The organism is Streptomyces cyaneofuscatus (assembly GCF_033109485.1).
GTDB classification, from domain to species: domain Bacteria; phylum Actinomycetota; class Actinomycetes; order Streptomycetales; family Streptomycetaceae; genus Streptomyces; species Streptomyces cyaneofuscatus.
Genome location: NZ_CP137002.1, coordinates 2,097,218 through 2,122,342, shown reverse-complemented (window position 1 = coordinate 2,122,342; position 25,125 = coordinate 2,097,218). Strand labels below are relative to the sequence as shown.

At 71.3% G+C, this 25,125-nt stretch carries 22 protein-coding genes; 19 read left to right on the top strand and 3 right to left on the bottom strand.

The window, feature by feature from the left end:
* Position 1 precedes the first annotated feature (1 nt).
* Positions 2-784, top strand: a complete 783-nt coding sequence (locus tag R2B67_RS08800) for an isoprenyl transferase (RefSeq protein ID WP_030573379.1) — start codon at positions 2-4, stop codon at positions 782-784.
* 46 nt (positions 785-830) lie between these two features.
* Here R2B67_RS08800 and R2B67_RS08795 read toward each other — a convergent pair whose 3' ends face one another.
* Positions 831-1,988, bottom strand: coding sequence for a PucR family transcriptional regulator (locus R2B67_RS08795; protein ID WP_317817208.1), 1,158 nt, complete (start codon positions 1,986-1,988; stop codon positions 831-833).
* Between the two features lie 192 nt (positions 1,989-2,180).
* Between R2B67_RS08795 and R2B67_RS08790 the strand changes: the two genes are divergently transcribed.
* Positions 2,181-3,107: a proline dehydrogenase family protein gene (locus tag R2B67_RS08790; RefSeq protein WP_317817207.1), complete on the top strand. Its 927-nt coding sequence runs from the start codon at positions 2,181-2,183 to the stop codon at positions 3,105-3,107.
* Between the two features lie 53 nt (positions 3,108-3,160).
* Positions 3,161-4,792, top strand: a complete 1,632-nt coding sequence (pruA, locus tag R2B67_RS08785; RefSeq protein ID WP_317817206.1) for an L-glutamate gamma-semialdehyde dehydrogenase — start codon at positions 3,161-3,163, stop codon at positions 4,790-4,792.
* 180 nt (positions 4,793-4,972) lie between these two features.
* Here pruA and R2B67_RS08780 read toward each other — a convergent pair whose 3' ends face one another.
* Positions 4,973-5,683 carry a nitroreductase family protein gene (locus tag R2B67_RS08780; RefSeq protein ID WP_317817205.1) on the bottom strand — a complete coding sequence of 237 codons (711 nt, stop codon included), beginning with the start codon at positions 5,681-5,683 and terminating at the stop codon, positions 4,973-4,975.
* Between the two features lie 227 nt (positions 5,684-5,910).
* Here R2B67_RS08780 and R2B67_RS08775 point away from each other — a divergent pair, with 227 nt between their 5' ends.
* On the top strand, positions 5,911-6,984 hold the full coding sequence (locus R2B67_RS08775) for a S1 family peptidase (protein ID WP_317817204.1): 1,074 nt from the start codon (positions 5,911-5,913) through the stop codon (positions 6,982-6,984).
* Between the two features lie 98 nt (positions 6,985-7,082).
* Positions 7,083-7,634: a GNAT family N-acetyltransferase gene (locus tag R2B67_RS08770; RefSeq protein ID WP_317817203.1), complete on the top strand. Its 552-nt coding sequence runs from the start codon at positions 7,083-7,085 to the stop codon at positions 7,632-7,634.
* A 67-nt stretch (positions 7,635-7,701) separates the two neighbouring features.
* On the opposite strand, the gene R2B67_RS08765 is transcribed toward R2B67_RS08770, so the two are convergent.
* Entirely contained in the window at positions 7,702-8,715 is a 1,014-nt protein-coding gene (locus tag R2B67_RS08765) for an NADP-dependent oxidoreductase (protein ID WP_317817202.1), read from the bottom strand.
* 129 nt (positions 8,716-8,844) lie between these two features.
* On the opposite strand from R2B67_RS08765, the gene R2B67_RS08760 reads away from it, so the two are divergent.
* The 14 genes from R2B67_RS08760 (at position 8,845) to R2B67_RS08695 (ending at position 25,116) form a co-directional block, all read left to right on the top strand.
* Positions 8,845-9,762 carry a LysR family transcriptional regulator gene (locus tag R2B67_RS08760; protein WP_317817201.1) on the top strand — a complete coding sequence of 306 codons (918 nt, stop codon included), beginning with the start codon at positions 8,845-8,847 and terminating at the stop codon, positions 9,760-9,762.
* Between the two features lie 231 nt (positions 9,763-9,993).
* The gene (locus R2B67_RS08755) at positions 9,994-10,122 is read left to right on the top strand and encodes a hypothetical protein (RefSeq protein ID WP_018509719.1); all 129 of its coding nucleotides are present in this window, start codon (positions 9,994-9,996) and stop codon (positions 10,120-10,122) included.
* Between the two features lie 137 nt (positions 10,123-10,259).
* Positions 10,260-11,303: a 3-isopropylmalate dehydrogenase gene (locus tag R2B67_RS08750; protein WP_317817200.1), complete on the top strand. Its 1,044-nt coding sequence runs from the start codon at positions 10,260-10,262 to the stop codon at positions 11,301-11,303.
* 257 nt (positions 11,304-11,560) lie between these two features.
* Positions 11,561-12,664 carry a branched-chain amino acid aminotransferase gene (locus R2B67_RS08745; protein ID WP_317817199.1) on the top strand — a complete coding sequence of 368 codons (1,104 nt, stop codon included), beginning with the start codon at positions 11,561-11,563 and terminating at the stop codon, positions 12,662-12,664.
* Between the two features lie 170 nt (positions 12,665-12,834).
* A complete protein-coding gene (locus R2B67_RS08740; protein WP_317824804.1) occupies positions 12,835-13,881 on the top strand; it encodes an agmatine deiminase family protein in 1,047 nt (348 codons plus the stop codon).
* Positions 13,882-13,932: 51 nt separating this feature from the next.
* On the top strand, positions 13,933-14,580 hold the full coding sequence (locus tag R2B67_RS08735) for a TetR/AcrR family transcriptional regulator (RefSeq protein ID WP_317817198.1): 648 nt from the start codon (positions 13,933-13,935) through the stop codon (positions 14,578-14,580).
* Positions 14,581-14,887: 307 nt separating this feature from the next.
* Positions 14,888-16,495, top strand: coding sequence for a citramalate synthase (gene cimA / locus R2B67_RS08730; protein ID WP_237328107.1), 1,608 nt, complete (start codon positions 14,888-14,890; stop codon positions 16,493-16,495).
* Between the two features lie 310 nt (positions 16,496-16,805).
* Positions 16,806-17,780, top strand: coding sequence for a LacI family DNA-binding transcriptional regulator (locus tag R2B67_RS08725; protein ID WP_018509713.1), 975 nt, complete (start codon positions 16,806-16,808; stop codon positions 17,778-17,780).
* 88 nt (positions 17,781-17,868) lie between these two features.
* Positions 17,869-19,548 (top strand): ABC transporter substrate-binding protein, encoded by a 1,680-nt coding sequence (locus R2B67_RS08720; protein ID WP_109979709.1) that lies wholly within the window; start codon positions 17,869-17,871, stop codon positions 19,546-19,548.
* A gap of 19 nt (positions 19,549-19,567) precedes the next feature.
* Entirely contained in the window at positions 19,568-20,653 is a 1,086-nt protein-coding gene (locus tag R2B67_RS08715) for an ABC transporter ATP-binding protein (RefSeq protein ID WP_317817197.1), read from the top strand.
* On the top strand, positions 20,650-21,630 hold the full coding sequence (locus R2B67_RS08710; protein ID WP_018509710.1) for an ABC transporter permease: 981 nt from the start codon (positions 20,650-20,652) through the stop codon (positions 21,628-21,630). The genes R2B67_RS08715 and R2B67_RS08710 overlap by 4 nt, the downstream gene beginning before the upstream one ends.
* 6 nt (positions 21,631-21,636) lie before the next feature.
* Entirely contained in the window at positions 21,637-22,644 is a 1,008-nt protein-coding gene (locus R2B67_RS08705; RefSeq protein ID WP_317817196.1) for an ABC transporter permease, read from the top strand.
* Positions 22,641-23,636: an ABC transporter ATP-binding protein gene (locus tag R2B67_RS08700; RefSeq protein ID WP_317817195.1), complete on the top strand. Its 996-nt coding sequence runs from the start codon at positions 22,641-22,643 to the stop codon at positions 23,634-23,636. The genes R2B67_RS08705 and R2B67_RS08700 overlap by 4 nt, the downstream gene beginning before the upstream one ends.
* A 67-nt stretch (positions 23,637-23,703) precedes the next feature.
* Complete coding sequence (locus R2B67_RS08695) at positions 23,704-25,116, top strand: GH1 family beta-glucosidase (RefSeq protein ID WP_317817194.1); 1,413 nt, start codon at positions 23,704-23,706, stop codon at positions 25,114-25,116.
* Positions 25,117-25,125 lie beyond the last annotated feature (9 nt).

Here is a 25,125-nt window from a genome sequence, read left to right as displayed (position 1 = left end):
CATGAAGCTGCTTCCCCTGTTCCTCCGGCGGCCCATCGAAGCGGTGTACGAGCGCAGGCTGGCCAGCACCCTGGTGGGTCTGCCGCGCCCCCAGCACGTCGGGATCATGGTCGACGGCAACCGGCGGTGGGCCCGGAAGGCCGGGCACACGGACGTCCGGGAGGGCTACCGGGCGGGCGGCGCCAAGGTGACCACGTTCCTGGGCTGGTGCACGGCCGCCGGGATCGAGCACGTGACCCTCTTCATGCTCTCCGACGACAACCTGGGCCGCCCCGCCGAAGAGCTCGGCCCGCTGATCGAGGTCATCGAGGAGACCGTCCGGGACATCACCGCCGAGGGCCGGGACTGGGAGGTCCAGGTGATCGGCTCGCTCGACCTGCTGCCCGGCGCCAGCGCCCAGGTGCTCAAGGAGGCCACCGCCGCGACGACCGGGCGCGGCGGGCTCAAGGTGGACGTGGCGGTCGGCTACGGCGGCCGGCGCGAGATCGTCGACGCGGTGAAACGGGCCTTTGAGGAGCACATGGCGGCCGGCGGCGACCCCGCCGACCTGGTCGCACGGTTCGAGATCGACGACATCTCCCGCCACCTCTACTCACCCGTGGCCGACCACACCGACTTCATCATCCGCACCTCCGGCGAGCAGCGGCTGTCCGGTTTCCTGCTCTGGCAGTCCGCCTACGCCGAGATGCACTGGGTGGACTGCTACTGGCCGGCCTTCCGGCACGTGGACTTCCTGCGCGCCCTGCGCTCGTACGCGAACCGGGAACGCCGCTTCGGCAAGTGACGGCCGCGCGGAGCCCTGCAACCGCGTCCTCCACAGCCGCCCCCGCTTACAGCCGCGCCCGCTTCACCGCCATGTGCAGCAGCAGCCGGTCCTCGCCGTCGCCCAGGTCGAGGCCGGTGATCTGCTCGATGCGGGAGAGGCGGTAGTAGAGCGTCTGGCGGTGGATGCCCAGCTCGGCCGCCGTCCGGCTCGCCTGGCCCGCGCAGTCCAGGAACACCTCCGCCGTGTACGCCAGCTCCTTGTGCAGCGGGGTCAGCAGGGCGGCGACCGCCGGGTCGGCCGGGTCCGTGCCGGTGCCCGGGAGGGCGGTGAGCAGGCGGTACGGGCCGATCGCCGACCAGCGGGCCACCGGGCCGAAGCGGGTCTCGGCCCGGGCCGCGCGGGCCGCCGCCGTGGCCTCGCGCCAAGAGGCCGGGAGTGCGTCCAGACCCCGCCGGGGCGCCGCGATCCCCCCGGTGGCCTCCGGGCCCGCCCCCGTACGCAGGCGCTCCGCGGCGCCCGTCGCCGGGTCCAGCCGGTCCGACGAGCGCAGCCGGATCAGCGCGGCCAGTGACGCGGCCCCGCCGCCCCCGGCCGCCGCCCCGGTGATCGTCGCCAGCGCGGCCGCCGAGGCCACGCCCCGTACCGACGGGGTGTCCTCCGCGCCCCACGGGGTCACGCACACCACCGCGTGCAGCCCCTCCGCGTCCTGCCCCAGCGCCTCCCGCAGCGCCGCGACCGCCGTGTCGTGCTGCCGCCCGGGCCCGGCCGTGAGCACCGCGCCGAACTCCCGGGAGAGGTCCGCGCCCGCCCGGGCCTCGTCGGAAAGCAGCGCCCCGATCCGGGCGGCGACCTCCATCGCGGCGGCCAGCCGCTCGTCGGTCGGGCCGGGGTCGGTGTCGAGGAGCCAGACGTAACCGAGGACGACACCCCGATGGCGTACCGGAAGGCAGATCCTGTCCCGGAAGACCCCGGCCTCGGGCGCGGCGGGGATGCGGACCGGGCCGGTCGCCCGGGTGATGCCGAACCCCTCGAACCAGGCGCGGACGGCGGGGGTGGAGCGGCGGGTCAGGATCGAGCGGGTGCGGACCGGGTCCATCGCGGTGTCGTCGTCACTGTCGTGGGCCCCGAAGGCGACCAGGCCGAAATCGCGGTTCTCCAGGGTGGCCGGGGCGCCGAGGAGGACGGAGATCTCGTCGACCAGTTCCTGGTAATCGCCTGTCACACGGCCATTCTCGCACCCTTCGCCGGGATTCTTCATACAGATGTCTGAGATGGCGGCCACGGATGCGTGACAGGTGTCGATGGCACAGGCCGGGAACGGTGCCTAGATTTCACAGTGGTTATCCGTGCCGTACCGGTCCGTTCACATTCGTACCGTTGCGGCCCCTCGTCCGTACATTCGTGGAGGTGCCCCGTGCTGGGTCCCGTGATTCTCGCCGCATCGCGCAGCGACAAGATGCGCCGGTTCATCTCGGCCGCGCCCGGCACCAAGCAGGTCGTCGACCGCTTCATCGCCGGGGAGACCGTCGACCAGGTCGTGCCGATCGTCGAGGACGCCGCGGACAAGGGTCTTGAGGTCACACTCGACGTCGTCGGCGAGGACATCACCACCCCCGCGCAGGCCGAGGCCGCCCGCGACGCCTATCTGGAGCTCATCGAGCGGCTGAAGGCCCTGGACCTGGGCCCGCGCGCCGAGATGTCCGTCAAGCTGTCGATGTTCGGCCAGGCGCTGGAGAACGGCCACGAGCTGGCCCTCGCCAACGTGCGCCCCGTCGTCGAGGCGGCGGCCGCTATCGGCACCACCGTCACCCTGGACGCCGAGGACCACACCACCCTCGACTCGATGTTCGCCATCCACGAGGAGCTGCGGAAGGACTTCCCGCAGACCGGCTGCGTCATCCAGTCCTACCTGTTCCGCACCGAGGACGACGCCCGCCGCCTGGCCGCCGCCGGCAGCCGCGTCCGCATCGTGAAGGGCGCCTACAAGGAGCCCGCCTCCGTCGCGCACCAGGACAAGGCCGAGATCGACAAGGCGTACGTCCGCATCACCCGGATCCTGATGGAGGGCGAGGGCTACCCGATGATCGGGTCGCACGACCCCCGTCTCATCGCCATCGCCCAGGAGCTCGGCCGGCAGACCGGGCGCAAACTGGATGAGTACGAGTTCCAGATGCTGTACGGCATCCGCAGCGACGAGCACATCCGGCTCGCGGCCGAGGGCCACCGGATGCGCGTCTACACGGCGTACGGCACCGACTGGTACGGATACTTCATGCGCCGCCTCGCGGAGAAGCCGGCCAACCTGCTGTTCTTCGGCCGCTCGATCCTCACCAAGGGCTGAGCAGCCCCCGGGCTGACCCACACCCCCGCCGACACCAAGGAGACAAGGCACTCATGGACGCCGTCACCCAGGTCCCCGCGCCGGTCAACGAGCCGGTCCACTCCTACGCCCCGGGCTCCCCGGAGCGCGCCCGCCTGGAGGTGAAGCTCAAGGAGCTCGCCGACAACCCGATCGACCTGCCGATGACCATCGGCGGCGAGAAGCGGATGGGCGGCGGCGAGCGGGTCGACGTCGTACAGCCGCACAACCACCAGGCCGTCATCGGCACCTTCGCCGGGGCCACCGAGCAGGACGCCCAGGACGCCATCGACGCGGCCCTCGCCGCCGCTCCGGCCTGGCGCGCGATGGCCTTCGACGACCGCGCCGCGATCATCCTGCGCGCCGCCGAGCTGCTGTCGGGCCCCTGGCGCGAGACGCTGGCCGCCTCCACCATGCTCGGCCAGTCCAAGACCGCCCAGCAGGCCGAGATCGACACCCCCTGCGAGCTCGTCGACTTCTGGCGCTTCAACGTGCACTACGCGCGCCAGATCCTCGCCGAGCAGCCCCCGGCCAACTCCCCGGGTGTGTGGAACCGCATGGACCACCGCCCGCTGGAGGGCTTCGTCTACGCGATCACGCCGTTCAACTTCACGGCCATCGCGGGCAACCTGCCCACCGCCCCCGCCCTCATGGGCAACGTCGTGGTGTGGAAGCCGTCCCCGACCCAGACCCACGCCGCCGTGCTGCTGATGCAGCTCCTGGAGGAGGCCGGTCTGCCCAAGGGCGTCATCAACCTGGTCACCGGTGACGGCAAGGCCGTCTCCGAGGTGGCGCTGAACCACCGCGACCTGGCCGGTATCCACTTCACCGGCTCGACCCCCACCTTCCAGCACCTGTGGAAGACGGTCGGCAACAACATCGCCAACTACCGCACCTACCCGCGGCTCGTCGGCGAGACCGGCGGCAAGGACTTCGTCGTCGCGCACCCGAGCGCCGACCGCGCCGTGCTGAAGACCGCGCTGACCCGCGGCTCCTTCGAGTACCAGGGCCAGAAGTGCTCCGCGTCCTCGCGTGCGTACGTCCCCGCCTCCATCTGGAACTCCGGTTTCAAGGAGGAGTTCGCGGCCGAGGTCGACTCGATCACGATGGGTGACGTCACCGACCTGAGCAACTTCATCGGGGCCGTCATCGACGAGCGCTCGTTCGCCAAGAACAAGGCCGCGATCGACCGCGCGAAGTCCGACCCGGCGTGCGAGATCGTCGCGGGCGGTACGTACGACGACTCGGTGGGGTACTTCGTCCGTCCGACCGTCATCGTCTGCTCGGACCCCGAGAACGAGGTCTTCACGACCGAGTACTTCGGCCCGATCCTCGCGATCCACGTCTACGAGGACGCCAACTACGACGCCATGCTGGAGCAGATGGAGTCGGTCTCCGACTACGCGCTGACCGGCTCGGTCATCGCGGGCGACCGCGCGGCCGCCGCGCACACGATGGACAAGCTCCGCTACGCCGCGGGCAACTTCTACATCAACGACAAGTCGACCGGCGCCGTCGTCGGCCAGCAGCCCTTCGGCGGCGGCCGCGCCTCCGGCACCAACGACAAGGCGGGCGCCCCGCAGAACCTCCAGCGCTGGACCCTCACCCGGGCCATCAAGGAGACCCTGGTCGCGCCGACCGAGTACACCTACCCCCACCAGGGCTGACGCCCTTCCCCGGGGCGCCGCAGCACGACGCCCCGGGCTCCAGGGCCTAGACGAAGGCCCCCTGAGCACCGCCCCCCGACCGGTCCCCCTACCGGCCGGGGGGCGGTTTCCATGTGTGCCTCTTCGCGTATGCCTCTCCGTGTGTGGCTCCTCGTGTGGGGCCCTTCCCGAGGAGGCTCCTCAGACCTCCACCAGCACCTGGTCCAGCGACTTGCGTACGAGGTCGGGGACCTCGCAGTCGTCGGCGGGATGGCCCACGGGGATCACGGCGAACGCCTTCTCGTTCTCGGGCCGGCCCAGCACCTCACCGAGGAAGCGCATCGGGCTCGGGGTGTGGATCAGCGCGGCGAGCCCGGACAGGTGCAGGGCGCTGAGCAGCATCCCCACCGCGATGCCCACCGACTCGTCCACGTAGTAGTGCTTGCGCTTGGTGCCGTCCTCGCCGAGCCAGTAGCGCTGCTGGAACACCACGATCAGGGCGGGCGCGTCCGTCATATGGGTCTTGACCGCGTCCGTGCCCAGCGGGCGCAGCGCGGCGAGCCACTCCTCGCCGAGCCGCCCGTCGTAGCTCAGCTTCTCCTCGTGCTCGGCGGCCTCCCGGATCCGGCGGCGTACCTCGCGGTCCTTGACCAGGACGAAGGTCCACGGCTGCTGGTGCGCGCCGGAGGGGGCGGTGGCCGCGCAGGCGATGGCGTCGCGCAGCACCTGCTCGGGGACGGGATCGGGCGAGAAGGCGCGGACGGTCCTGCGCTCGTCCATGCGCTCCCGCAGCCGGGCGGCGCGGGCCAGCGACTCCTCGGGGGCGGTCCGCTCGGGGCGGTAGGGGGCGGGGCGGTACGGGTCGCCGTGGGTGGGCGACCACTGCCGGGGTGCGGGTGTCGTGTCGGACATGGGCGCAGTGTGCGCGGCGGGGGCGGCCGGGGGAAGCGGGGGACCGGCCAGGGCGGGGGCCGGTCCCGGTCAGTGTCCGCTGACCGGGACCGGCTGTCCGCCGGCGTGCGTCCCGGGGCGCTCCCGGGGTGCTCCCCGGCGTACGCGGTCTTGTGGTGCACGTAATGAACATGTCAAATTCCTTCTCGGTACGTCCCCACACGTCACCCGAGAAGGAGCCCCCCCCCATGAGACGCAACTCCCGCGCCCGCCTGAGCCTTTCCCTCCTGCTCGTCGCCGGCGCCCTCGGCCTCGGCGCAACCCCCGCCACCGCCGCCGAGGCGCACACTGCCGCTGCTGCCCCCTCGGCGATCCCCTCCGCGTCCGCGTACGCACTCGACGCCGCCGTCGAACACACGCTGGGCGCCGGCACCGCCGGGACCTACCTCGACCGGAAGACCGGCGAGCTGGTCGTCACCGTCACCACCGACCGGGCCGAGGAGCAGGCCCGCGCCACCGGGGCCACCGTGCGCCGGGTGGCCCGCAGCGCCGCCCAGCTCGACTCCGCCATCGCGACCCTGGAGGCCGAGGCGAAGATCACCGGCACCTCCTGGGGCATCGACCCGCGCACCAACCAGGTCGCCGTCGAGGCCGACTCCTCCGTCTCCGCACGGGACATGGCCCGCCTCGAAGCCGTGGCGAAGCGGCTCGGCGGAGCCGTGAGCATCAGCCGCGTACCCGGCGTCTTCCACCGCGAGGTGCTGGGCGGCGGAGCCATCTACGGCGGCGGCAGCCGCTGCTCGGCCGCCTTCAACGTCACCAAGGGCGGGGCCCGTTACTTCGTGACCGCCGGACACTGCACCAACATCTCCGCCAACTGGTCGGCCACCTCCGGCGGTTCGGTCATCGGCGTCCGGGAGGGCACCAGCTTCCCGACCAACGACTACGGCATCGTCCGCTACACCGACGGCTCCTCGCCCGCCGGAAGCGTCGACCTCTACAACGGCTCCACCCAGGACATCGCCTCCGCCGCCAACGCCGTCGTCGGCCAGGCGATCCGCAAGAGCGGCTCCACCACCAAGGTGACCTCCGGCACCGTCACCGCCGTCAACGTCACCGTCAACTACGGTGACGGGCCGGTCTACGGCATGGTCCGCACCACCGCCTGCTCCGCCGGAGGCGACAGCGGCGGCGCCCACTTCGCCGGTTCCGTCGCCCTCGGCATCCACTCCGGCAGCTCCGGCTGCTCCGGCACCGCGGGCTCGGCCATCCACCAGCCGGTGGTGGAGGCGCTCCAGGCGTACGGCGTCTCGGTGTACTAGAGCCGGGCGCCCAGGGGTGCGGAGCCGACTCGACCGGCTCCGTACCCCGCATCGCCCCTGCGTGCCTGGTGGGAGTGGGTGCCTGGGAAACTGGGATCATGACCGAGCTCCCCGCGGTGCACGCCGCCCACACCTATGAGCTGACCGCGGCCGTACGGGACGAGATCCGCACCCTGCTGGACACCGCCTTCGAGGGCGACTTCGGCGACGACGACTGGGAGCACTCCCTCGGCGGCGTCCACGCCCTGGTGCGCGACACCGGCGGACTCCTCATCGCCCACGGCTCGATCGTCCAGCGCCGGGTGCTCCACGACGGCCGCTCGCTGCGCGCCGGATACGTCGAAGCCGTCGCCGTCCGCCCCGGCCGCCGCCGCCAGGGGCTCGGCCACCGGGTGATGGGCGCGCTGGAGCGGGTCGTCGACGGGGCGTACGAGTTCGGCGCCCTCTCCGCCTCCGACGCGGGCGCCGCGCTCTACGCGGCGCGCGGCTGGCAGGTGTGGCCGGGGAGCCTCGCCGCCCTCGGCCCGCACGGGACCGTGGCGCTGCCGGAGGAGGAGGGCTCCACGTACGTCCGCCCGGCCGCCGGGCACGTACTGCCCGCCGCCGCCCACCCGCTGGTCTTCGACTGGCGCGACGGCGACCTGCTGTAGCGCGACGGCGACCTGCCGGCGGGCGGGCGGGCGGCCGGGCGGGCAGTCAACTCCCTTCCGTACGTCCTCAGTCGGCGACCCGGATCAGCATCTTCCCGGTGTTCCCGCCCCGCAGCATCCCGAGGAACCCCTCCACCGTCCGCTCGAACCCGTCCACCACCGTGACGTCAGGCACGACCACGCCGCTCTGCAGATACGGGACCAGGAAGTCCTCCAACTCCTCCTGCACATCGCGGTAGTTACGCACCATCACCCCTTCCAGGCGCAGGCTCTTCTCCACGATGTCGAACAGGTTGCGCGGGGCGGCCGGCGGCTCGTGCGCCGAGTGGTACTGGGAGATGGCGCCGACCCACGCGATCCGCCCGTGCTCGCGGAGCACCGAGATCGCGCCCTCCAGATGGTCCCCGCCGACGTTGTCCACGTAGGCGTCGATGCCGTCGGGCGCCGCCTTCGCCAGCAGCTCCCCGACCGGGCCGTCGTGGTAGTCGAACGCAGCGTCGAAGCCCAGCTCCCCGGTCAGCCGGGCCACCTTCGCGGGCGTACCCGCGCTGCCGACGATCCGCCCGGCGCCGAGCAGCCGGGCGATGCGCCCCACCGCCGTACCGACCCCGCCCGCCGCCGCCGAGACGAAGAGGTCCTGGCCCGCCCGGAACTCCAGCGTCCGGGTCAGCGCCACATAGGCGGTGAGCCCGGTGCCGCCGAGGATCGAGATGTACGCGGTGAGCGGGACACCCTCGTACGCGGGCACCTTGCGCACCCCGCCCTCGCCGGGCACCACCACGGAATGGGTCCGCCACCCCTCGCGGTGCAGGACGAGGTCGCCCTCCGCGAACCCGGGGGCGCGGGAGGCCGTCACCCGGCCGAGGGCCCGGCCCTCCAGCGGGACGCCCAGCGCCCAGCCGCCGTCGTCCATCGCCTCGCGGTGGTACGGGTCCACGGAGAGGTAGAGGTTCTCCACCACGGCCGTGCCGGGGGCGGGCTCCGGTACGGGTGCCTCGTGGACGGTGAAGAGATCCGGCGTCGGGAAGCCGTGCGGGCGGGCGGCGAGGTGAAGGGTGCGGGCGGTGCGCTGTGTCGTCATGCCGCCGACGGTAGAAGGCAACGCGATGGCCGGGCAGGGGGCCGCGTCGATGGAAGAATCCGTTTCCATGAGCAGCTTTCATGGGTCTTCGGTGCCTCGCCCGGTCGCGGGCGTGGGGCGGGCCGCGCGGTGACCGACCTCGCCCCGCACGAGCTCCGCGTGATCGTCGCCGTCGCCGACGTACGCGGGTTCTCGGCCGCCGCCCGGGAGCTCGGCATGACCCAGTCCGCCGTCTCCCACTCCGTCCGCTCCAGCGAGCGCAGGATCGGTGCCGTCCTCTTCGAGCGCGGCCGCCGGGGCGCCACGCCGACCCCGGCCGGTGAGGTGGCCGCCGCGCACGCCCGCCGCATCCTGCGGCTGCTCGACGTGATGGGCGCCGAGGCGCGGGGGACCGCCGCCGGTCCGGGTGGGGCGGACACGGTCGGCGGGCCGCTGCGGATCGCCGCGTTCCGCAGTGCGGCCCTGCATCTGCTGCCGCCGGCCCTGGAACGCCTCAGGGCCCGCCACCCCGGCATCGAGCCCGTGGTGCGGATGGTGCGCGAGGTGGGGCGGGGGACGGCCGGTGAGGTGCTGGACGGACGGGCCGACCTGGCGGTCGCGACGATCGGGACCACCTCGGCCGTGGAGTCCGGACTGGTCGGCGGCGTACTGCTGGAGGAGGAGTACGCCCTGGTGCACCCGGCCGGGCACCCCGCGCCCCGGACGCTGCCGCTGGTCGACTGGGCCGAGAACTGCACCTCGTACACCCGCGACTGGTGGGCGGCCCAGGCCTGGATCCCCCGGGCGACCGTGGAGGCCGAGGACGACGGAGCGGTGCTCTCGATGGTGTCCCGTGGTCTCGGCATGGCGATCATGCCCGGTCTGTCCCTGTACGGAGCACCCGACGGAATCGAGATCACCGCTCTCGGAGCGGACCGCCCGACCCGCTCGATCGGCTATCTCACCACCCCTGAGCAGGCACGATCCCTCGCCGTACGGGCGCTGATCCGGGAACTGCGGGCGGAGCGCGGGGGAGCGGCCGTCTCAGATAGTAGGAAGTCCGACTAACTGTAGAGACAGAGCGGCCCGACTGTCCTAGCTTTGTAGGAGCCGAACGAATCGCTCGATCGAGCGTCTGTGGCGGTTGCGGGCGCACGCCCCGAAGCAGGTCACCCCCTGCGGCGTACGCTCCCCGCTCCTTCCGGCACCTCGAAATCCGATCCCGGCCCGGCCTCGGCGCCGCACCCCGCAGTGCGGCCTGCCCCCGGCATCCATGCGATCTCAAGGAGTCGATCCATCATGGCCAACACCACCACCCGCCGCGTCCGCCACTCCTCCGGCCAGGCCGAGGCCGAGCGCAAGAACGCCGCCGCCGCCCTGCAGCGCGCCCTCGACCGCCGGGACAACGGCGGCGCGACCGGCCACTGAGCCGCAGAGGCCCGCCCGCCCGCGCGCATCGCTCGTCCCCCCACCCCATGCACCTCGCACGCCCCGAACACGCTTACTCCCGTCCATATGGTGGACGTCGGATGTCATGGGGTGGGACGCACCGTTAGGCTTCCCGCATGTCTCGCAGCATCGATCTCGCAGTGATCCCCGGTGACGGAATCGGCCAGGAAGTTGTGGCCCAGGGCCTCAAAGTCCTCAACGCTGTCCTCCCGCAGGATGTGAAGCTGGAGACCAAGGAGTACGACCTTGGGGCCCAGCGCTGGCACCGCACCGGGGACACCCTCCCGGACGCGGAGCTGGAGGCGCTCAAGAACCACGACGCCATCCTCCTCGGCGCGATCGGTGACCCGTCCGTGCCGTCGGGCGTCCTGGAGCGCGGGCTGCTGCTGAAGCTGCGTTTCGCCTTCGACCACTTCATCAACCTGCGCCCGTCCAAGCTCTTCCCGAACACCGCGACCCCGCTCGCCGGCCGCCCCGACATCGACTTCGTCGTCGTCCGCGAGGGCACCGAGGGTCCGTACACGGGCAACGGCGGCTCGCTGCGCACCGGCACCCCCGCCGAGGTCGCCACCGAGGTCAGCGTCAACACGGCGTACGGCGTCGAGCGCGTGGTCCGGGACGCCTTCGAGCGAGCAGCCGCCCGGCCGCGCAAGAAGCTGACCCTGGTCCACAAGAACAACGTCCTCGTCTACGCCGGCCACCTGTGGAAGAACACCTTCGACAAGGTCGCCGCCGAATACCCGCAGGTCTCCACCGACTACCTGCATGTCGACGCCGCGACGATCTTCTTCGTCACCCAGCCGGAGCGCTTCGACGTCATCGTCACCGACAACCTGTTCGGCGACATCCTCACCGACCTCGCCGCCGCCGTCACCGGCGGAATCGGCCTGGCCGCCTCCGGCAACATCAACCCGACGGGCGCTTTCCCGTCGATGTTCGAGCCGGTCCACGGCTCCGCCCCCGACATCGCGGGGCAGGGCAAGGCCGACCCCACCGCCACGGTCCTCTCCGTCGCCCTCCTGCTGCGCCACCTCGGTTACGAGGCCGAGGCCGTGCGCATCGAGGGCGCCGTCTCCGCCGACCTCGCGGAGCGCGACGGTGCCGCCACGCGTACGACCGACGAGATCGGTGACGCGCTCGCGGTACGCGTAGCGAGCTGACCCGACGACTCCACTTCGAAGCCGCCGGGTCGCATCAGCGCCCGGCGGCTTCACCTGTGCGGCCCCCGGGTGCCACCATCGACCCCTGGACCGCAATCCCACCATTTCGTGCCTGGCCCCCCGCAAGAGATAATCGAACGCGGGGCCGTGGCTCGTGGTGAAGCTCGGACGTCCTAGGACCTGACCGGAAAACGTCGGGAGGAGGACGGGCGTGGGCGCGGTCCATCACACACAAGACCGGTGAAGGACACGCACTCATGACGACGCCCACGATCGAGCTCAAGCCCTCCTCGAACCCGCTGTCCGACGCGGAGCGCGAGGCGATCCTGGCCAACCCCGGATTCGGCCGGCACTTCACCGATCACATGGTGACGATCCGCTGGACCGAGGGCCGCGGCTGGCACGACGCCGAGCTGGTCCCGTACGGCCCGCTGTCGCTGGACCCGGCCAACATGACCCTGCACTACGCGCAGGAGATCTTCGAGGGGCTCAAGGCCTACCGCCAGCCCGACGGCTCGGTCGCCTCGTTCCGCCCCGACGCCAACGCCCGCCGCTTCCAGCGCTCGGCCGCGCGTCTCGCCATGCCCGAGCTGCCCGTCGAGACGTTCATCGAGGCGTGCGACGCGCTGGTCCAGCAGGACAAGGCATGGGTCCCGGCCCACGGCGGCGAGGAGTCCCTCTACCTGCGCCCGTTCATGATCGCCACCGAGGTCGGCCTCGGCGTGAAGCCGGCCAACGAGTACCTCTTCCTGGTCATCGCCTCGCCCGCCGGCGCCTACTTCCCCGGCGGCGTGAAGCCCGTCTCCATCTGGCTCTCCGAGAACCGCGTCCGCGCCGTCCCCGGCGGCGTCGGCGACGCCAAGACCGGCGGCAACTACGCCGCCTCCCTCCTCGCCCAGGCCGAGGCCGCCCAGCACGGCTGCGCCCAGGTCGCCTACCTCGACGCCGTCGAGCACAGGTGGGTGGAGGAGCTCGGCGGGATGAACCTCTACTTCGTGTACGAGCAGGAGGACGGCTCCAAGAAGATCATCACGCCCTCCCTCACCGGCTCCCTCCTCGCCGGCGTCACCCGCGACTCCCTCCTCAAGGTCGCCCGCGACCTCGGTTACGGCTCCGAGGAGGGCCGCGTCTCCATCGACCAGTGGCGCGACGACACCGCCAAGGGCACCCTCACCGAGGTCTTCGCCTGCGGCACCGCCGCCGTCATCACCCCGGTCGGCATCGTGAAGACCGCGAACGGCGAGTGGACCCAGGGCGACGGCACCCCCGGCGAGGTCACCATGAAGCTGCGCGACCGCCTGCTGGACATCCAGCGCGGCATCGCCGAGGACACCCACGGCTGGATGCACCCGCTCGGCTAGGCGCCCCTCCACCCAGGATCAGGCCGCACCGGCTCCTCGCAGGTGCGGCCTTTTCCCTGCCCGAGCGATAGAGCGCTGCTCGAACGGGAGCACAAGAAACTTCCGTACAGCTTCACAGCATGGTTAGAGTGGCACTCTAATTCCCGCGATCAGGAGCCCCCATGCCTCCCATGCCCGCCACTCCCACCCCCACCCCCGCCGCCCCCTTCCGCATGCCCCCCGAGTGGGCCCCCCACGAGCGCACCTGGATGGCCTGGCCCGGGCCCAACCCCACCTTCGCCTCCGACGCCGAGCTGGCGGAGGCCCGCCGTGCCTGGGCCGCCGTCGCCCGGGCCGTACGCCGGTTCGAGCCGGTCACGGTGGTCGTCGGGCCGGGGCAGGAGGAAGGCGCCGCCGCCCTCCTCGGCCCCGACGTGGAGCTGGCCGTCCGCCCCCTCGACGACGCCTGGATGCGGGACATCGGCCCCACCTTCGTCACCGACGGCCGCACGATCGCCGCCGTCGACTGGACGTTCAACGGCTGGGGCGCCCAGGGCTGGGCCCGCTGGGAGAGCGACCAGCACATCGCCCGGGCCGTCGCCGAGCTGACCGGCACCCCCGCGCACAGCTCCCCGCTCGTCAACGAGGGCGGCGCGATCCACGTCGACGGTGAGGGGACCGTCCTGCTCACCGAGACCGTCCAGCTCGGCAAGGAGCGCAACCCCGGCTGGAGCAGGGAGCAGGTCGAGGCGGAGATCCACGCCCGCCTGGGCACCGAGAAGGCGATCTGGCTGCCGCGCGGGCTGACCGGCGACTACGGGACGTACGGCACGCTCGGCCATGTCGACATCGTCGCCGCCTTCGTGCGCCCGGGCACGGTCGTCGCCCACGTCCAGCCCGACCCGGCCCACCCCGACCACGAGGTCACCCGGGAGCTGCTGGCCGTCCTGCGGGCCGCCACCGACGCCAAGGGCCGCCCGCTGGAGGTCCTCGAGGTGCCCGCGCCCACCGTGCTCCGGGACGAGGACGGCGAGTGGGTCGACTACTCCTACATCAACCACTACCTCTGCAACGACGGCGTGGTTCTCTGCGCCTTCGACGACCCGCGCGACGAGGAGGCCGCCGCGATCTTCCGGGGCCTCTTCCCGGACCGTACGGTGACCCTCGTCGACGCCCGTACGATCTTTGCCGGCGGTGGAGGCATCCACTGCATCACCCAGCAGCAGCCGAAGATCTGAACCCGGTCAGCAGCCGAAGGTCCCACTCACCCCGAAGGTCCGAGCCAGCCCATGCCCTCCGCCCCCCGCCGCACCCACCACGCCGCCCCGCCCCGCGAGGACGTCCTGGCCGCCGCCATGGCCACCATCGCCGCGCGCGGGCTCGACGGGCTGACCATGGCGGGGCTCGGGCGCGAGGTGGGGATGAGCAGCGGGCACCTGCTCTACTACTTCCGCACCAAGGACGAGCTGCTGCTGAGGACCCTGGAGTGGAGCGAGGACCGTCTCGGGGCCGAGCGCCGCGCCCTCCTCGCCGAGCCGGGGACCGCCCGCGAGCGGCTGGACGCGTACATCGGGCTCTACCTGCCCGCCGGCCACCGCGACCCGCACTGGACGCTCTGGCTGGAGGTCTGGGGCCGCTCGCAGAACGCGGACGACGACGCCCGCGCCCGGCAGGCCGCCATCGAGGGGGCCTGGCACCGGGACCTGGTGGCGCTGCTCGCCGAGGGGGTCTCGCGCGGGGAGTTCCGGGCGGTGGACGCCGACCGGTTCGCGATCCGGCTGCGGGCGCTGCTGGACGGGTTCAGCGTCCATGTGACGGTCGGCATCCCGGGGACGGGCCGGGAGCAGGTGCTCGCCCAGGCGGCGGAGTTCCTGGACGAGACGCTGACACCGGGGCCGCGACCGGGTGATGCGACCAGCGTCACGACCGCATCCTGAGACACCGGCGTCACGGACGCGTCACTGTGCGAGACTTCTGCCGTGTCCTCGTTCGTCATGATTATTGGCAGCAGGCGCGCCGGTCCGCAGTGACCGCCTCGTACCACCACGTACGGCGCGGCCATCGTGCCCCAGACCCGCGCGCAGACCTCTCGCACCCGCGAGGGGTTTTTTCGTTTTCCGGCCCGCACCCGGGCCGGGCGGAGCGCGCGGGATGATGGGGGCAAGTGGAGCTGGGCGCTGTTCCGGGTTCCCCGAACAGCGCCAGACCGTCCGGATCCACTCATCCGACAGGAGTCAGATCAGCATGACCACCAAGGCCAACGCCACCGACGACAGCTTCCATGTCTTCGACACCACACTGCGCGACGGTGCTCAGCGTGAGGGCATCAACCTGACGGTCGCCGACAAGCTGACCATCGCCCGGCACCTGGACACCTTCGGGGTCGGGTACATCGAGGGCGGCTGGCCGGGTGCCAACCCGCGCGACACGGAGTTCTTCGCCCGGGCCCAGCAGGAGATCGCATTCGAGAACGCCCAGCTCGTGGCGTTCGGCGCGACCCGCAGAGCCGGTGGCAGCGCGGCCGAGGACCCCCAGGTGCAGGCGCTCCTGAACTCCGGCGCCCCGGTGATCACGCTGGTCGCCAAGGCGCACGACCGCCATGTGGAGCTGGCCCTGCGCACCACCCTGGACGAGAACCTGGAGATGGTCCGCGACACCGTCTCCCACCTGCGCGAACAGGGCCGCCGGGTCTTCGTGGACTGCGAGCACTTCTTCGACGGCTACCGCGCCAACGCCGAGTACGCCAAGTCCGTGGTCCGTACCGCCTACGAGGCGGGCGCCGAGGTCGTCATCCTCTGCGACACCAACGGCGGCATGCTCCCCGCCCAGGTCCAGGCGGTCGTCTCCACCGTCATCGCGGACACCGGGGCCCGGCTCGGCATCCACGCCCAGGACGACACCGGCTGCGCGGTCGCGAACACCCTGGCGGCCGTGGACGCCGGCGCCACCCACGTCCAGTGCACGGCCAACGGCTACGGCGAGCGGGTCGGCAACGCCAACCTCTTCCCGGTGGTCGCCGCCCTGGAGCTCAAGTACGGCATGAAGGTGCTGCCCGAGGGCGCGCTCGCCGAGATGACCCGGATCTCGCACGCGATCGCCGAGGTCGTCAACCTGACCCCCTCGACCCACCAGCCGTACGTGGGTGTCTCGGCCTTCGCCCACAAGGCCGGGCTGCACGCCTCCGCGATCAAGGTCGACCCGGACCTGTACCAGCACATCGACCCGGAGCGGGTCGGCAACACCATGCGGATGCTGGTCTCCGACATGGCCGGCCGTGCCTCCATCGAGCTGAAGGGCAAGGAGCTCGGCGTCGACCTCGGCGACGACCGCGCCCTGGTCGGCCGGGTCGTGGAGCGGGTCAAGGAGCGCGAACTCCAGGGCTACACCTACGAGGCCGCCGACGCCTCCTTCGAGCTCCTGCTCCGCGGCGAGGTGGAGGGCAGGGCCCGGCGCTACTTCCGTACGGAGTCCTGGCGGGCGATCGTCGAGGACCGCCCCGACGGCACCCACGCCAACGAGGCCACCGTGAAGCTCTGGGCCAAGGGCGAGCGCATCGTCGCGACCGCCGAGGGCAACGGCCCGGTCAACGCCCTGGACCGGGCCCTGCGCGTGGCCCTGGAGCGGATCTACCCGCAGCTCGCCAAGCTGGAGCTGGTCGACTACAAGGTCCGCATCCTGGAGGGCCGTACGGGCACCGAGTCCACCACCCGGGTCCTGATCACCACGGGCGACGGCGACGCCGACTGGGCGACCGTGGGGGTCGCCGAGAACGTCATCGCCGCGTCCTGGCAGGCGCTGGAGGACGCGTACACCTACGGGCTGCTGCGCGCGGGCGTGGAGCCCACCGAGTAGCGCCCTCCGGTCCGCCCACGAGAGGCCCACGAGAGCCGCCGCCCCATCTGGGGCGGCGGCTCTCGTGCGTTCAAGAGGTGAACACACAACGCGCCCTGCCTGGTCAGCAGATGGGTCCGGACCAATCTCGGTGTGAAGTATTGACGCCCCTGTGTCGGCGGGGTTAACTCCTGCCGCAACGCCGGTACCGGTTCCGGAACCGGTACCGGACGCATCGGTCCCCCTGTGTCCCGCAGCCTTGCCCCAGCTCTGCCCCAGCCCTGCCCCAGCTCTGCTCAGCCCGCCCCTGCCTGGTCCAACGGAGGCCCAGATGCGCGTCACCATCGCCGATGTCGCCCGTGAGGCCGGCGTCAGCAAGACGACCGTGTCGCGGGTCATCAACACCAAGGGCGAGGTGGACGGTTCCACCGCCGCCCGCGTTCGTGAAGTGATCGCACAGCTCGGCTATGTGCCCAGCTCCGGAGCCGTGGGCCTGGCCCGCGGCTCCAGCCGTACCGTCGGCATGCTGGTCCCCTCGCTGACCTGGCCGTGGATGGGCGAACTGCTCCAGGGGGTCGTCGACACCGTCGAGGCCGCCGATTACGGGCTGCTGCTGTTCACCTGCAACCGGGGCGCCGAGTCCGTCCAGCGCTTCACCACCCAGGTGACAGCGCGCGCCTTCGACGGGCTCGTCGTCGTGGAGCCGGAGAACACCCTCGGCCACCTCACCGCCCTGCACCGCGACGGCCTGCCGATCGTGCTCATCGACGACCGCGGCCACCACCCCGCATTCCCTTCCGTCGTGACCACCAACCACGAGGGAGGAGCGTCGGCGGCCCGCCACCTGCTCGCCGCCGGACGCTCCAGGCCCGTCGTCCTCACCGGACCCCAGCACTTCGGCTGCGTACGGGACCGGCTCGGCGGCTTCCGCTCGGTCCTGCCCGACGTCCGCGTCGTCGAGGGGGACTTCACCGAAGTCGGCGGCCGCCTGGCCATGGAGGAACTCCTCGCCCGGGGCGTCGCGTTCGACTCGGTCTTCGCGCACAACGACATCAGCGCGGCCGGCGTGCTGCGGGCCCTGCGGGTCGCCGGGCGCCGGGTCCCCGACGATGTCGCGGTCGTCGGCTTCGACGACATCCCGATGGCCGAACACACCGAACCGCCCCTCACCACCGTGCGCCAGCCCACCCGCCGCATGGGTGAGACGGCCGCCCGGATGCTGCTCTCCCACCTCGGCGGCACGCCCGTACCCGAGTGCCCGGCCGTGCTGCCCACCGAACTGGTCGTGCGCCACTCGGCGCCGTGACGGACCCGGCCGCCCGGCCGCGCCCCGCCTCACCCCTTCCACCCTCCGCCGGATCGCCCCGACCCGGCAGCCCTTCCCTGGAGTCGCCATGTCGTCACGCCGTCGCACCACGCTCAGAGCGGTCGCCGCAGCCACCGTCGTGATCGCTCTCGCCGCCGGTTGCTCCAACGCCAACTCGGGCGCCAACAAGAACGGCGGCGGCTCCGCCACCGGCGTACTGACCCTCGGGAAGCCGGACGGGCCGCAGACCAACAACAGCAACCCGTTCCTCAACACCTCGGCGGGCGCCACCCTCGGCTACCGGTACATGATCTACGAGCCGCTGGCCATGACGAACATGATCAAGCCCACCGACAAGGCGGACCCCTGGCTCGCCACCGACTGGCAGTGGGAGTCCAACTTCACCAAGGTCACCTTCACCCTGGACGCCCGGGCGAAGTGGGCCGACGGCAAGCCCCTGACGGCGGCCGACGTGGAGTTCACCTTCAACCTCCTGAAGAAGCACTCGGCGCTCAACTGGAACGGCATCCCCTTCGACGGGATCGCGGTCGAGGACGGCAAGGTCGTCCTGACCTTCAAGGAGTCCCAGTTCGTCAATCAGAACAAGATCATCCAGACCTTCATCGTGCCCAAGCACATCTGGGAGAAGGTCGAGAACCCGGAGACCTGGCCCAACCGGACGCCGGTCGGCTCCGGCCCGTACAAGCTCAAGACGTTCACGCCGCAGACCACCACCCTGACCGCCACGCCGAGCTACTGGAACGGCAAGACCAAGGTCAAGGAGCTGCGCTACACCGCGTACAACGACAACAGCGCCGCCACCACCGCGCTGGCCACCGGCAAGGTCGAGTGGTCCTTCGTCTTCATGCCGAACCACAAGCAGCTCTTCATCGACAAGGACCCCAAGAACCACAAGCTCTGGTTCCCCTCCGGCCTCGGCATCCACGGCCTCTGGTTCAACACCGCCCGCAAGCCCTTCGACAACCCGGCGCTCCGCAAGGCGATGGCGATGGTCGTCGACCGCAAGGCCATCCACATCCAGGCCCAGGCCACGCTCTACCCGGAGATCACCAACCCGACCGGCATCCCGCTCCCGGCCGGTGAGCCCTTCCTCGCCCCCGAGTACCAGGGCGCCAACACCAAGCCCGATGTCGCCGGGGCCAAGAAGATCCTCGACGAGGCAGGCTTCAAGCTCAGCGGCGGCGTGCTCAAGGACCCCTCCGGCAAGCCGGTGACGCTCACCTTCACCGACCCGGCCGGCTGGAACGACTACATCACCGGTCTCGCGATCATCAAGGACAACATCAAGCAGCTCGGCATCGAGGCCAAGGTCAAGACCCAGACCGCCGAGGCCTGGGGCGTGGACGTGGCCAACGGCAACTTCGACGCCACCCTGCGCTGGACCAACAGCGGCGCCACCCCGTACGACATGTACCAGAACGTCATGGACGGCGCGCTCCTCCAGCCCATCGGCAAGAGCTCCCAGCAGGGCAACTTCGGCCGCTTCAAGAGCGACGAGGCCACCGACGCCCTGAAGGAGTACGCCAACGCCAAGGACGAGAAGACCCGTACCACGGCGCTGAACACCATCCAGAAGATCTTCGTCGAGCAGGCGCCCATGATCCCGACCGCCGCCGCCCCGATCGGCGCCGAGTACTCCACGAAGAACTGGATCGGCTGGCCCACCGAGGCCAACCCCTACGCCCCGCCGCAGCACACCCAGCCCAGCGCGCTGGAGATCGTGCTGAACCTCACGCCCGCCAAGTAAGTACGGGGAAGAACCGGCCATGACCACCGATCAGTCCGAGACCGTGCGCACCGGCACCGACGTGGTGCTGGAAGCGCGCGGGGTCACCAAGCACTTTCCCCTGCGCCGCACCGCGCGCGACCTGTTCGCCCGCGAGCGCCGCAGCGTCCACGCCGTCGACGACGTCTCGCTCCGGCTCCGGCGCGGCACCGTGACGGCCCTGGTGGGGGAGTCCGGCTCGGGCAAGTCCACCGTCGCCCGCCTCCTCGCCCAGCTCTACCCGCTCACCTCGGGGGAGATACGGCTGGGCGGCGAGCCGGTCGTGGCCGGTCGTGGCCGGTCCTTCCGCCGCTACGTACGCCGGGTCCAGCTGATCTTCCAGGACCCCTTCGCCTCGCTGAACCCGGTGCACACCGTGCGCTACCACCTGACCCGCGCCCTGAAGATCCACGGCCGGGCGGGGAACGGGGACAAGGAGCTGGAGCAGGCCCTGACCGATCTGCTGAACCGGGTCCAGCTCACCCCGGCCCACCAGTACCTCGACAAGTTCCCGCACGAACTCTCCGGCGGCCAGCGCCAGCGCGTCGCCATCGCCCGCGCGCTCGGCGCCGACCCGCAGGTCCTCCTCGCCGACGAGCCCGTCTCCATGCTCGACGTGTCGATCCGGCTCGGCGTCCTCAACCTGCTCCGCGACCTCAAGGAGCGCCTGCACCTCGCGATCCTCTACATCACCCACGACATCGCCTCCGCCCGCTACTTCGCGGACACCACCCTCGTGATGTACGCGGGCCGGATCGTCGAGGGCGGCGACAGCGAGACCGTGACCCAGCGCCCCGCCCACCCCTACACCCAGCTCCTCATCGCCTCCGCGCCCGACCCGGACCGGATCGTCGCCGAGGAGGAACAGGAGGAGACCGGCACCGGCGAACCACCCTCCCTCATCGCCCCGCCGGCCGGCTGCCGCTTCCACCCGCGCTGCCCGAAGGCCATGGAGCGCTGCCGCACCGAACTCCCGCCGCGCTTCGACCTGGCGGACGGGCAGTGGGCGGCGTGCTGGCTGTACGAGGGCACGAGTACGAGTACGGGTACGCATGCGACCGCAGCGGTCAAGGAGGGCTCCCGGTGAAGTACCTCCTCCAACGGCTCGCGTTCTACGCCGTCACCGCCTGGGCCGCCATCACCATCAACTTCCTCATCCCGCGCCTGATGCCCGGCGATCCCGTCCAGGCGCTGCTCAGCCGCTACCAGGGCCAGCTCGACACCAACGCCATCGACTCCCTGAAGGCCCTCTTCGGCCTCGACGAGAAGCAGTCGCTCTGGCAGCAGTACACCGACTACTGGGCCCACCTCCTCGACGGCGACCTCGGTCTCTCCTTCACCTTCTTCCCGACCCCGGTGAGCGAGGTGATCGTCCAGTCGCTCCCGTGGACGCTCGCCCTGGTCGGTGTCACGACGGTCCTCAGCTTCCTCCTCGGCACCGGCATCGGCGTCTACAGCGGCTGGAAGCGCGGCTCCTGGCTGGACGGGCTCCTCCCCGTCACCACGTTCATCTCCTCCATCCCCTACTTCTGGCTCGGCCTCATCGCCATCGCCCTGTTCGCGGAGAAGTGGTCCCTCTTCCCGAACTCCGGCGGTTACGACAGCGCCCTCGTCCCGGCCTTCGACTGGCCGTTCATCTCCAGCGCGCTCTACCACGCGTTCCTGCCCGGCGTGACGATCGTGCTGAGCGCGGTGGCCGGCTGGATCCTCGGCATGCGGAACATGATGGTCACCGTCTCCTCCGAGGACTATGTGATGGTGGCCCAGGCCAAGGGGCTCTCCGAGCGGCGCGTGATGTTCGGCTACGCGGCCCGCAACGCGGTCCTCCCCAACATCTCCGGCTTCGCGCTCTCCCTCGGCTTCATCGTCGGCGGCACGCTGCTGGTCGAGATGGTCTTCACCTATCCGGGCATCGGCTTCCAGCTGCTCCAGGCGGTCGGCGCCAAGGACTACCCGCTGATGCAGGGCGTCTTCCTGATCATCACGCTCTCCGTCCTGGCCGCGAACCTGCTCGCCGACCTCGTCTACGCCGCCCTCGACCCCCGCACCCGGAAGGAGGCGTAGCCCGCCATGTCCATCACCGCCACCGATGTCGCCGTCCTGGACGGCGCGCCCGCACCCGAGGCGCCCACCCGCCGGGCCCGCCTCCGGTTCCTGCGCGGGGGCAAGACCCGTACCGGGCTGCTCATGCTCGCGTTCTTCGTCCTGCTGGCCGTCATCGGCCCGTGGATCGCCCCGTACGACCCCGACGCGATGAGCGAGCAGCTCCTCCAACCGCCCTCCGGCGCCCACTGGTTCGGCACCACCCACACCGGGCAGGACGTCTTCTCGCAGATCCTGGTCGGCACCCGGGGCGTCCTGATCGTCGGGTTCGTCGCGGCGGTCATCGCCACCGTGCTGTCCGTCCTCATCGGGGTCACCGCCGGATTCCTCGGCGGGGCCGTCGACGAGATCCTCTCCGCGCTCGCCAACATCTTCCTGGTGCTGCCCGGACTCCCGCTGATCATCATCGTCGCGAGCTTCGTCCCCGACACCGGCGACCTGCTCATCGCCTTCGCCATCGCCCTGACCTCATGGGCCTGGGGATCGCGCATCCTGCGCGCCCAGACGCTGTCGCTGCGCCGCCGCGACTACGTGGAGGCCGCCCGCGCCACCGGCGAGTCGACCTGGCGGATCATCCTCTTCGAGATCATGCCGAACCTCACCGCCGTCATCGCCTCCGGATTCGTCGGCACGGTCATCTTCGCCGTCCTCACCGAGATCACCCTCGCCTTCATCGGCGTCGCGGACATCTCGCACTGGAACTGGGGCACGGTCCTCTTCTGGGCCCAGTCCAACCAGGCACTCGCCCAGGGCGCCTGGTGGTGGTTCGTCCCCGCCGGCCTCTGCATCGCCCTGCTGGGCACCGCCCTCGCCCTGATCAACTTCGGCATCGACGAGTTCGTCAACCCGCGCCTGCGCACCGCCACCGGCTCCTCCCGGAAGGTGAAGATGCGCGTCGGCTTCACCCCCGTCGCCCGCAAGCCCCTGAGCGGTGCCCGACCCGAGCCCAGCACCAGCAAGGAGCCGCGCCCATGAGCGCCGAGCCGGTCCTCACCATCAGCGGACTGAACGTCGACTACGGCACCGACGAGCGGGCCGTGCACGCCCTGCGGGACATCGACCTCACCCTCCACCGGGGCGAAGTCCTCGGCCTGGCAGGGGAGTCGGGGTCCGGGAAGTCCACCCTCGCGTACGCCGTGACCCGGCTGCTCCAGCCGCCCGGGGTGATCACCGGAGGAGATGTCCACTACCACCGGCCGGGCGGTGACCGCCTCGACATCCTCTCGCTCTCCCCGGAGCAGCTGCGCGCCTTCCGCTGGCAGGAGCTGTCCATCGTGTTCCAGGGGGCGATGAACTCCCTCAACCCGGTGCACACGGTCCACAGCCAGCTCACCGACGTCCTGAAAGCCCACCGCCCCGACCTGAAGAGGGACCAACGGACGGACCGGGCGAAGGAGTTGCTCAGCCTCGTCGGGATCTCCGCCGACCGGCTCGCCGCCTACCCGCACCAGCTCTCCGGCGGTATGCGCCAGCGCGTGATGATCGCGATGGCGCTCGCCCTGGAGCCCGAGATCGTCATCATGGACGAGCCGACGACCGCGCTCGACGTCGTGATGCAGCGCCAGATCCTGCGGCGGCTGGTCCAGTTGAGGGAACAGCTCAACTTCTCCGTCGTGTTCATCACCCACGACATCTCGCTCCTGATCGAATTCTCGGACCGGATCGCGATCATGTACGGGGGCCGCATCGTGGAGGAGGCGGGCGCGGCGGAGATCTACCGCGACCCCCGCCACCCCTACAGCGACGGGCTGCTCCACTCCTTCCCCGCGCTCCACGGCCCGCGCCGCGAGCTGACCGGCATCCCGGGCTCACCCCCGCACCTGTCCGCGATGCCGGCCGGCTGCGCGTTCCACCCGCGCTGCGGCAAGGCGTTCGAGCCGTGCGACGTACGGGTTCCGCTGCTGGCCGCCCCGGCCCAGTCACCCGCCGAAGACCGCCGCACGGTCGCCTGCCACCTGCACGCCTGACCCCGCCGCCTGCACTGCCTGACCCTGCGGCCCCCACCTGACCAGGCCCCTACGCAACGGAGACCGGATGAACCTCGCCACCACCCCGCAGCGAATCCTCCGTCCCACCGCGGTACGCGGGCTCCCGGCCGGCTTCCGCTGGGGCGTCGCCACCTCCTCGTACCAGATCGAGGGGGCGGCCACCGAGGACGGCCGCACTCCCTCCATCTGGGATACCTTCTGCCGGGTGCCCGGCGCCGTCGAGGGCGGTGAGAACGGGGACGTGGCCTGCGACCACTACCACCGGATGCCGCAGGACGTGGAGCTGATCGCGGGCCTCGGCGTCGACACGTACCGCTTCTCGCTGGCCTGGCCCCGCATCCAGCCGGGCGGCCGGGGCCCGGCGAACGAGAAGGGGCTCGACTTCTACAAGCGGCTGATCGACGAGCTCCAGGGGCGGGGCGTCACCCCCTGGATCACCCTCTACCACTGGGACCTGCCGCAGGAGCTGGAGGACGCGGGCGGCTGGCCCGCACGGGACACGGCCCTGCGGTTCGCGGAGTACGCCTCGCTCGCGTACGAGGCCCTCGGCGACCGGGTCGAGCACTGGACCACGCTGAACGAGCCCTGGTGCTCGGCGATGCTCGGTTACGCGTACGGCGTCCACGCCCCCGGCCGCAAGGACTTCGGCGCCTCGATGCACGCCGTCCACCACCTGCTCCTGGGTCATGGTCTCGCCGCGCGGGCGATGCGGGAGGCGGCGGGGAGCAACCCGCTGGAGCTCGGCATCACCCTCAACCTGGGCACCGCCGCCCCGGAGACCCCCAGCGAGGCCGACCGGGACGCGTGCCGCCGCGCCGACGGCATGGGCACCCGGCTCTACCTGGACCCGATCGTCCACGGCCGCTACCCCGAGGACATCGTCGCGGACCTGGCCGCTCAGCACGTCGAACTCCCCGTACAGGAAGGCGACTTGGCGGCCATCTCCACGCCGCTGGACGTCCTCGGCGTCAACTTCTACCGGGGCATGCAGTTCTCCGGTACCACCGAGGACGGATCGACGACCGACGCCGAGGGGCTGCCCGTGGTCCGGGTGGTGGAGCGGGATCTGCCGCGTACGGCCATGGACTGGGAGATCACCCCCACCGAACTCACCGACCTGCTGGTCCGGTTGGAGAGCGACTACGGGCTCCCGACCGTCATCACCGAGAACGGTGCCGCCTTCGACGACACGGTGGCCGCCGACGGCTCGGTCCCCGACGCCGACCGCACCGCCTACCTCGCCGACCACATCGACGCCGTCGCCGCAGCCCGCGCCCAAGGGGCTGACGTCCGGGGCTACTTCGCCTGGTCGTTGATGGACAACTTCGAGTGGGCCTACGGCTACGACAAGCGGTTCGGCATCGTCCGCGTCGACTACGCCACCCAGACCCGCACGCTCAAGGACAGCGCCAAGTGGTACCGCGACACGATCCGGCTCACCCGGGGCGAGGAGCGGTAACATCCCGGC

Coding starts and splice junctions, on each gene's coding strand:
- R2B67_RS08800 (WP_030573379.1), top strand. CDS start 2: ATGAAGCTGCTTCCCCTGTTCCTCCGGCGGCCCATCGAAGCGGTGTAC.
- pruA (WP_317817206.1), top strand. CDS start 3,161: ATGGACGCCGTCACCCAGGTCCCCGCGCCGGTCAACGAGCCGGTCCAC.
- R2B67_RS08780 (WP_317817205.1), bottom strand. CDS start 5,683: ATGTCCGACACGACACCCGCACCCCGGCAGTGGTCGCCCACCCACGGC.
- R2B67_RS08775 (WP_317817204.1), top strand. CDS start 5,911: ATGAGACGCAACTCCCGCGCCCGCCTGAGCCTTTCCCTCCTGCTCGTC.
- R2B67_RS08770 (WP_317817203.1), top strand. CDS start 7,083: ATGACCGAGCTCCCCGCGGTGCACGCCGCCCACACCTATGAGCTGACC.
- R2B67_RS08765 (WP_317817202.1), bottom strand. CDS start 8,715: ATGACGACACAGCGCACCGCCCGCACCCTTCACCTCGCCGCCCGCCCG.
- R2B67_RS08755 (WP_018509719.1), top strand. CDS start 9,994: ATGGCCAACACCACCACCCGCCGCGTCCGCCACTCCTCCGGCCAGGCC.
- R2B67_RS08750 (WP_317817200.1), top strand. CDS start 10,260: ATGTCTCGCAGCATCGATCTCGCAGTGATCCCCGGTGACGGAATCGGC.
- R2B67_RS08745 (WP_317817199.1), top strand. CDS start 11,561: ATGACGACGCCCACGATCGAGCTCAAGCCCTCCTCGAACCCGCTGTCC.
- R2B67_RS08740 (WP_317824804.1), top strand. CDS start 12,835: ATGCCCGCCACTCCCACCCCCACCCCCGCCGCCCCCTTCCGCATGCCC.
- R2B67_RS08735 (WP_317817198.1), top strand. CDS start 13,933: ATGCCCTCCGCCCCCCGCCGCACCCACCACGCCGCCCCGCCCCGCGAG.
- cimA (WP_237328107.1), top strand. CDS start 14,888: ATGACCACCAAGGCCAACGCCACCGACGACAGCTTCCATGTCTTCGAC.
- R2B67_RS08725 (WP_018509713.1), top strand. CDS start 16,806: ATGCGCGTCACCATCGCCGATGTCGCCCGTGAGGCCGGCGTCAGCAAG.
- R2B67_RS08720 (WP_109979709.1), top strand. CDS start 17,869: ATGTCGTCACGCCGTCGCACCACGCTCAGAGCGGTCGCCGCAGCCACC.
- R2B67_RS08715 (WP_317817197.1), top strand. CDS start 19,568: ATGACCACCGATCAGTCCGAGACCGTGCGCACCGGCACCGACGTGGTG.
- R2B67_RS08705 (WP_317817196.1), top strand. CDS start 21,637: ATGTCCATCACCGCCACCGATGTCGCCGTCCTGGACGGCGCGCCCGCA.
- R2B67_RS08700 (WP_317817195.1), top strand. CDS start 22,641: ATGAGCGCCGAGCCGGTCCTCACCATCAGCGGACTGAACGTCGACTAC.
- R2B67_RS08695 (WP_317817194.1), top strand. CDS start 23,704: ATGAACCTCGCCACCACCCCGCAGCGAATCCTCCGTCCCACCGCGGTA.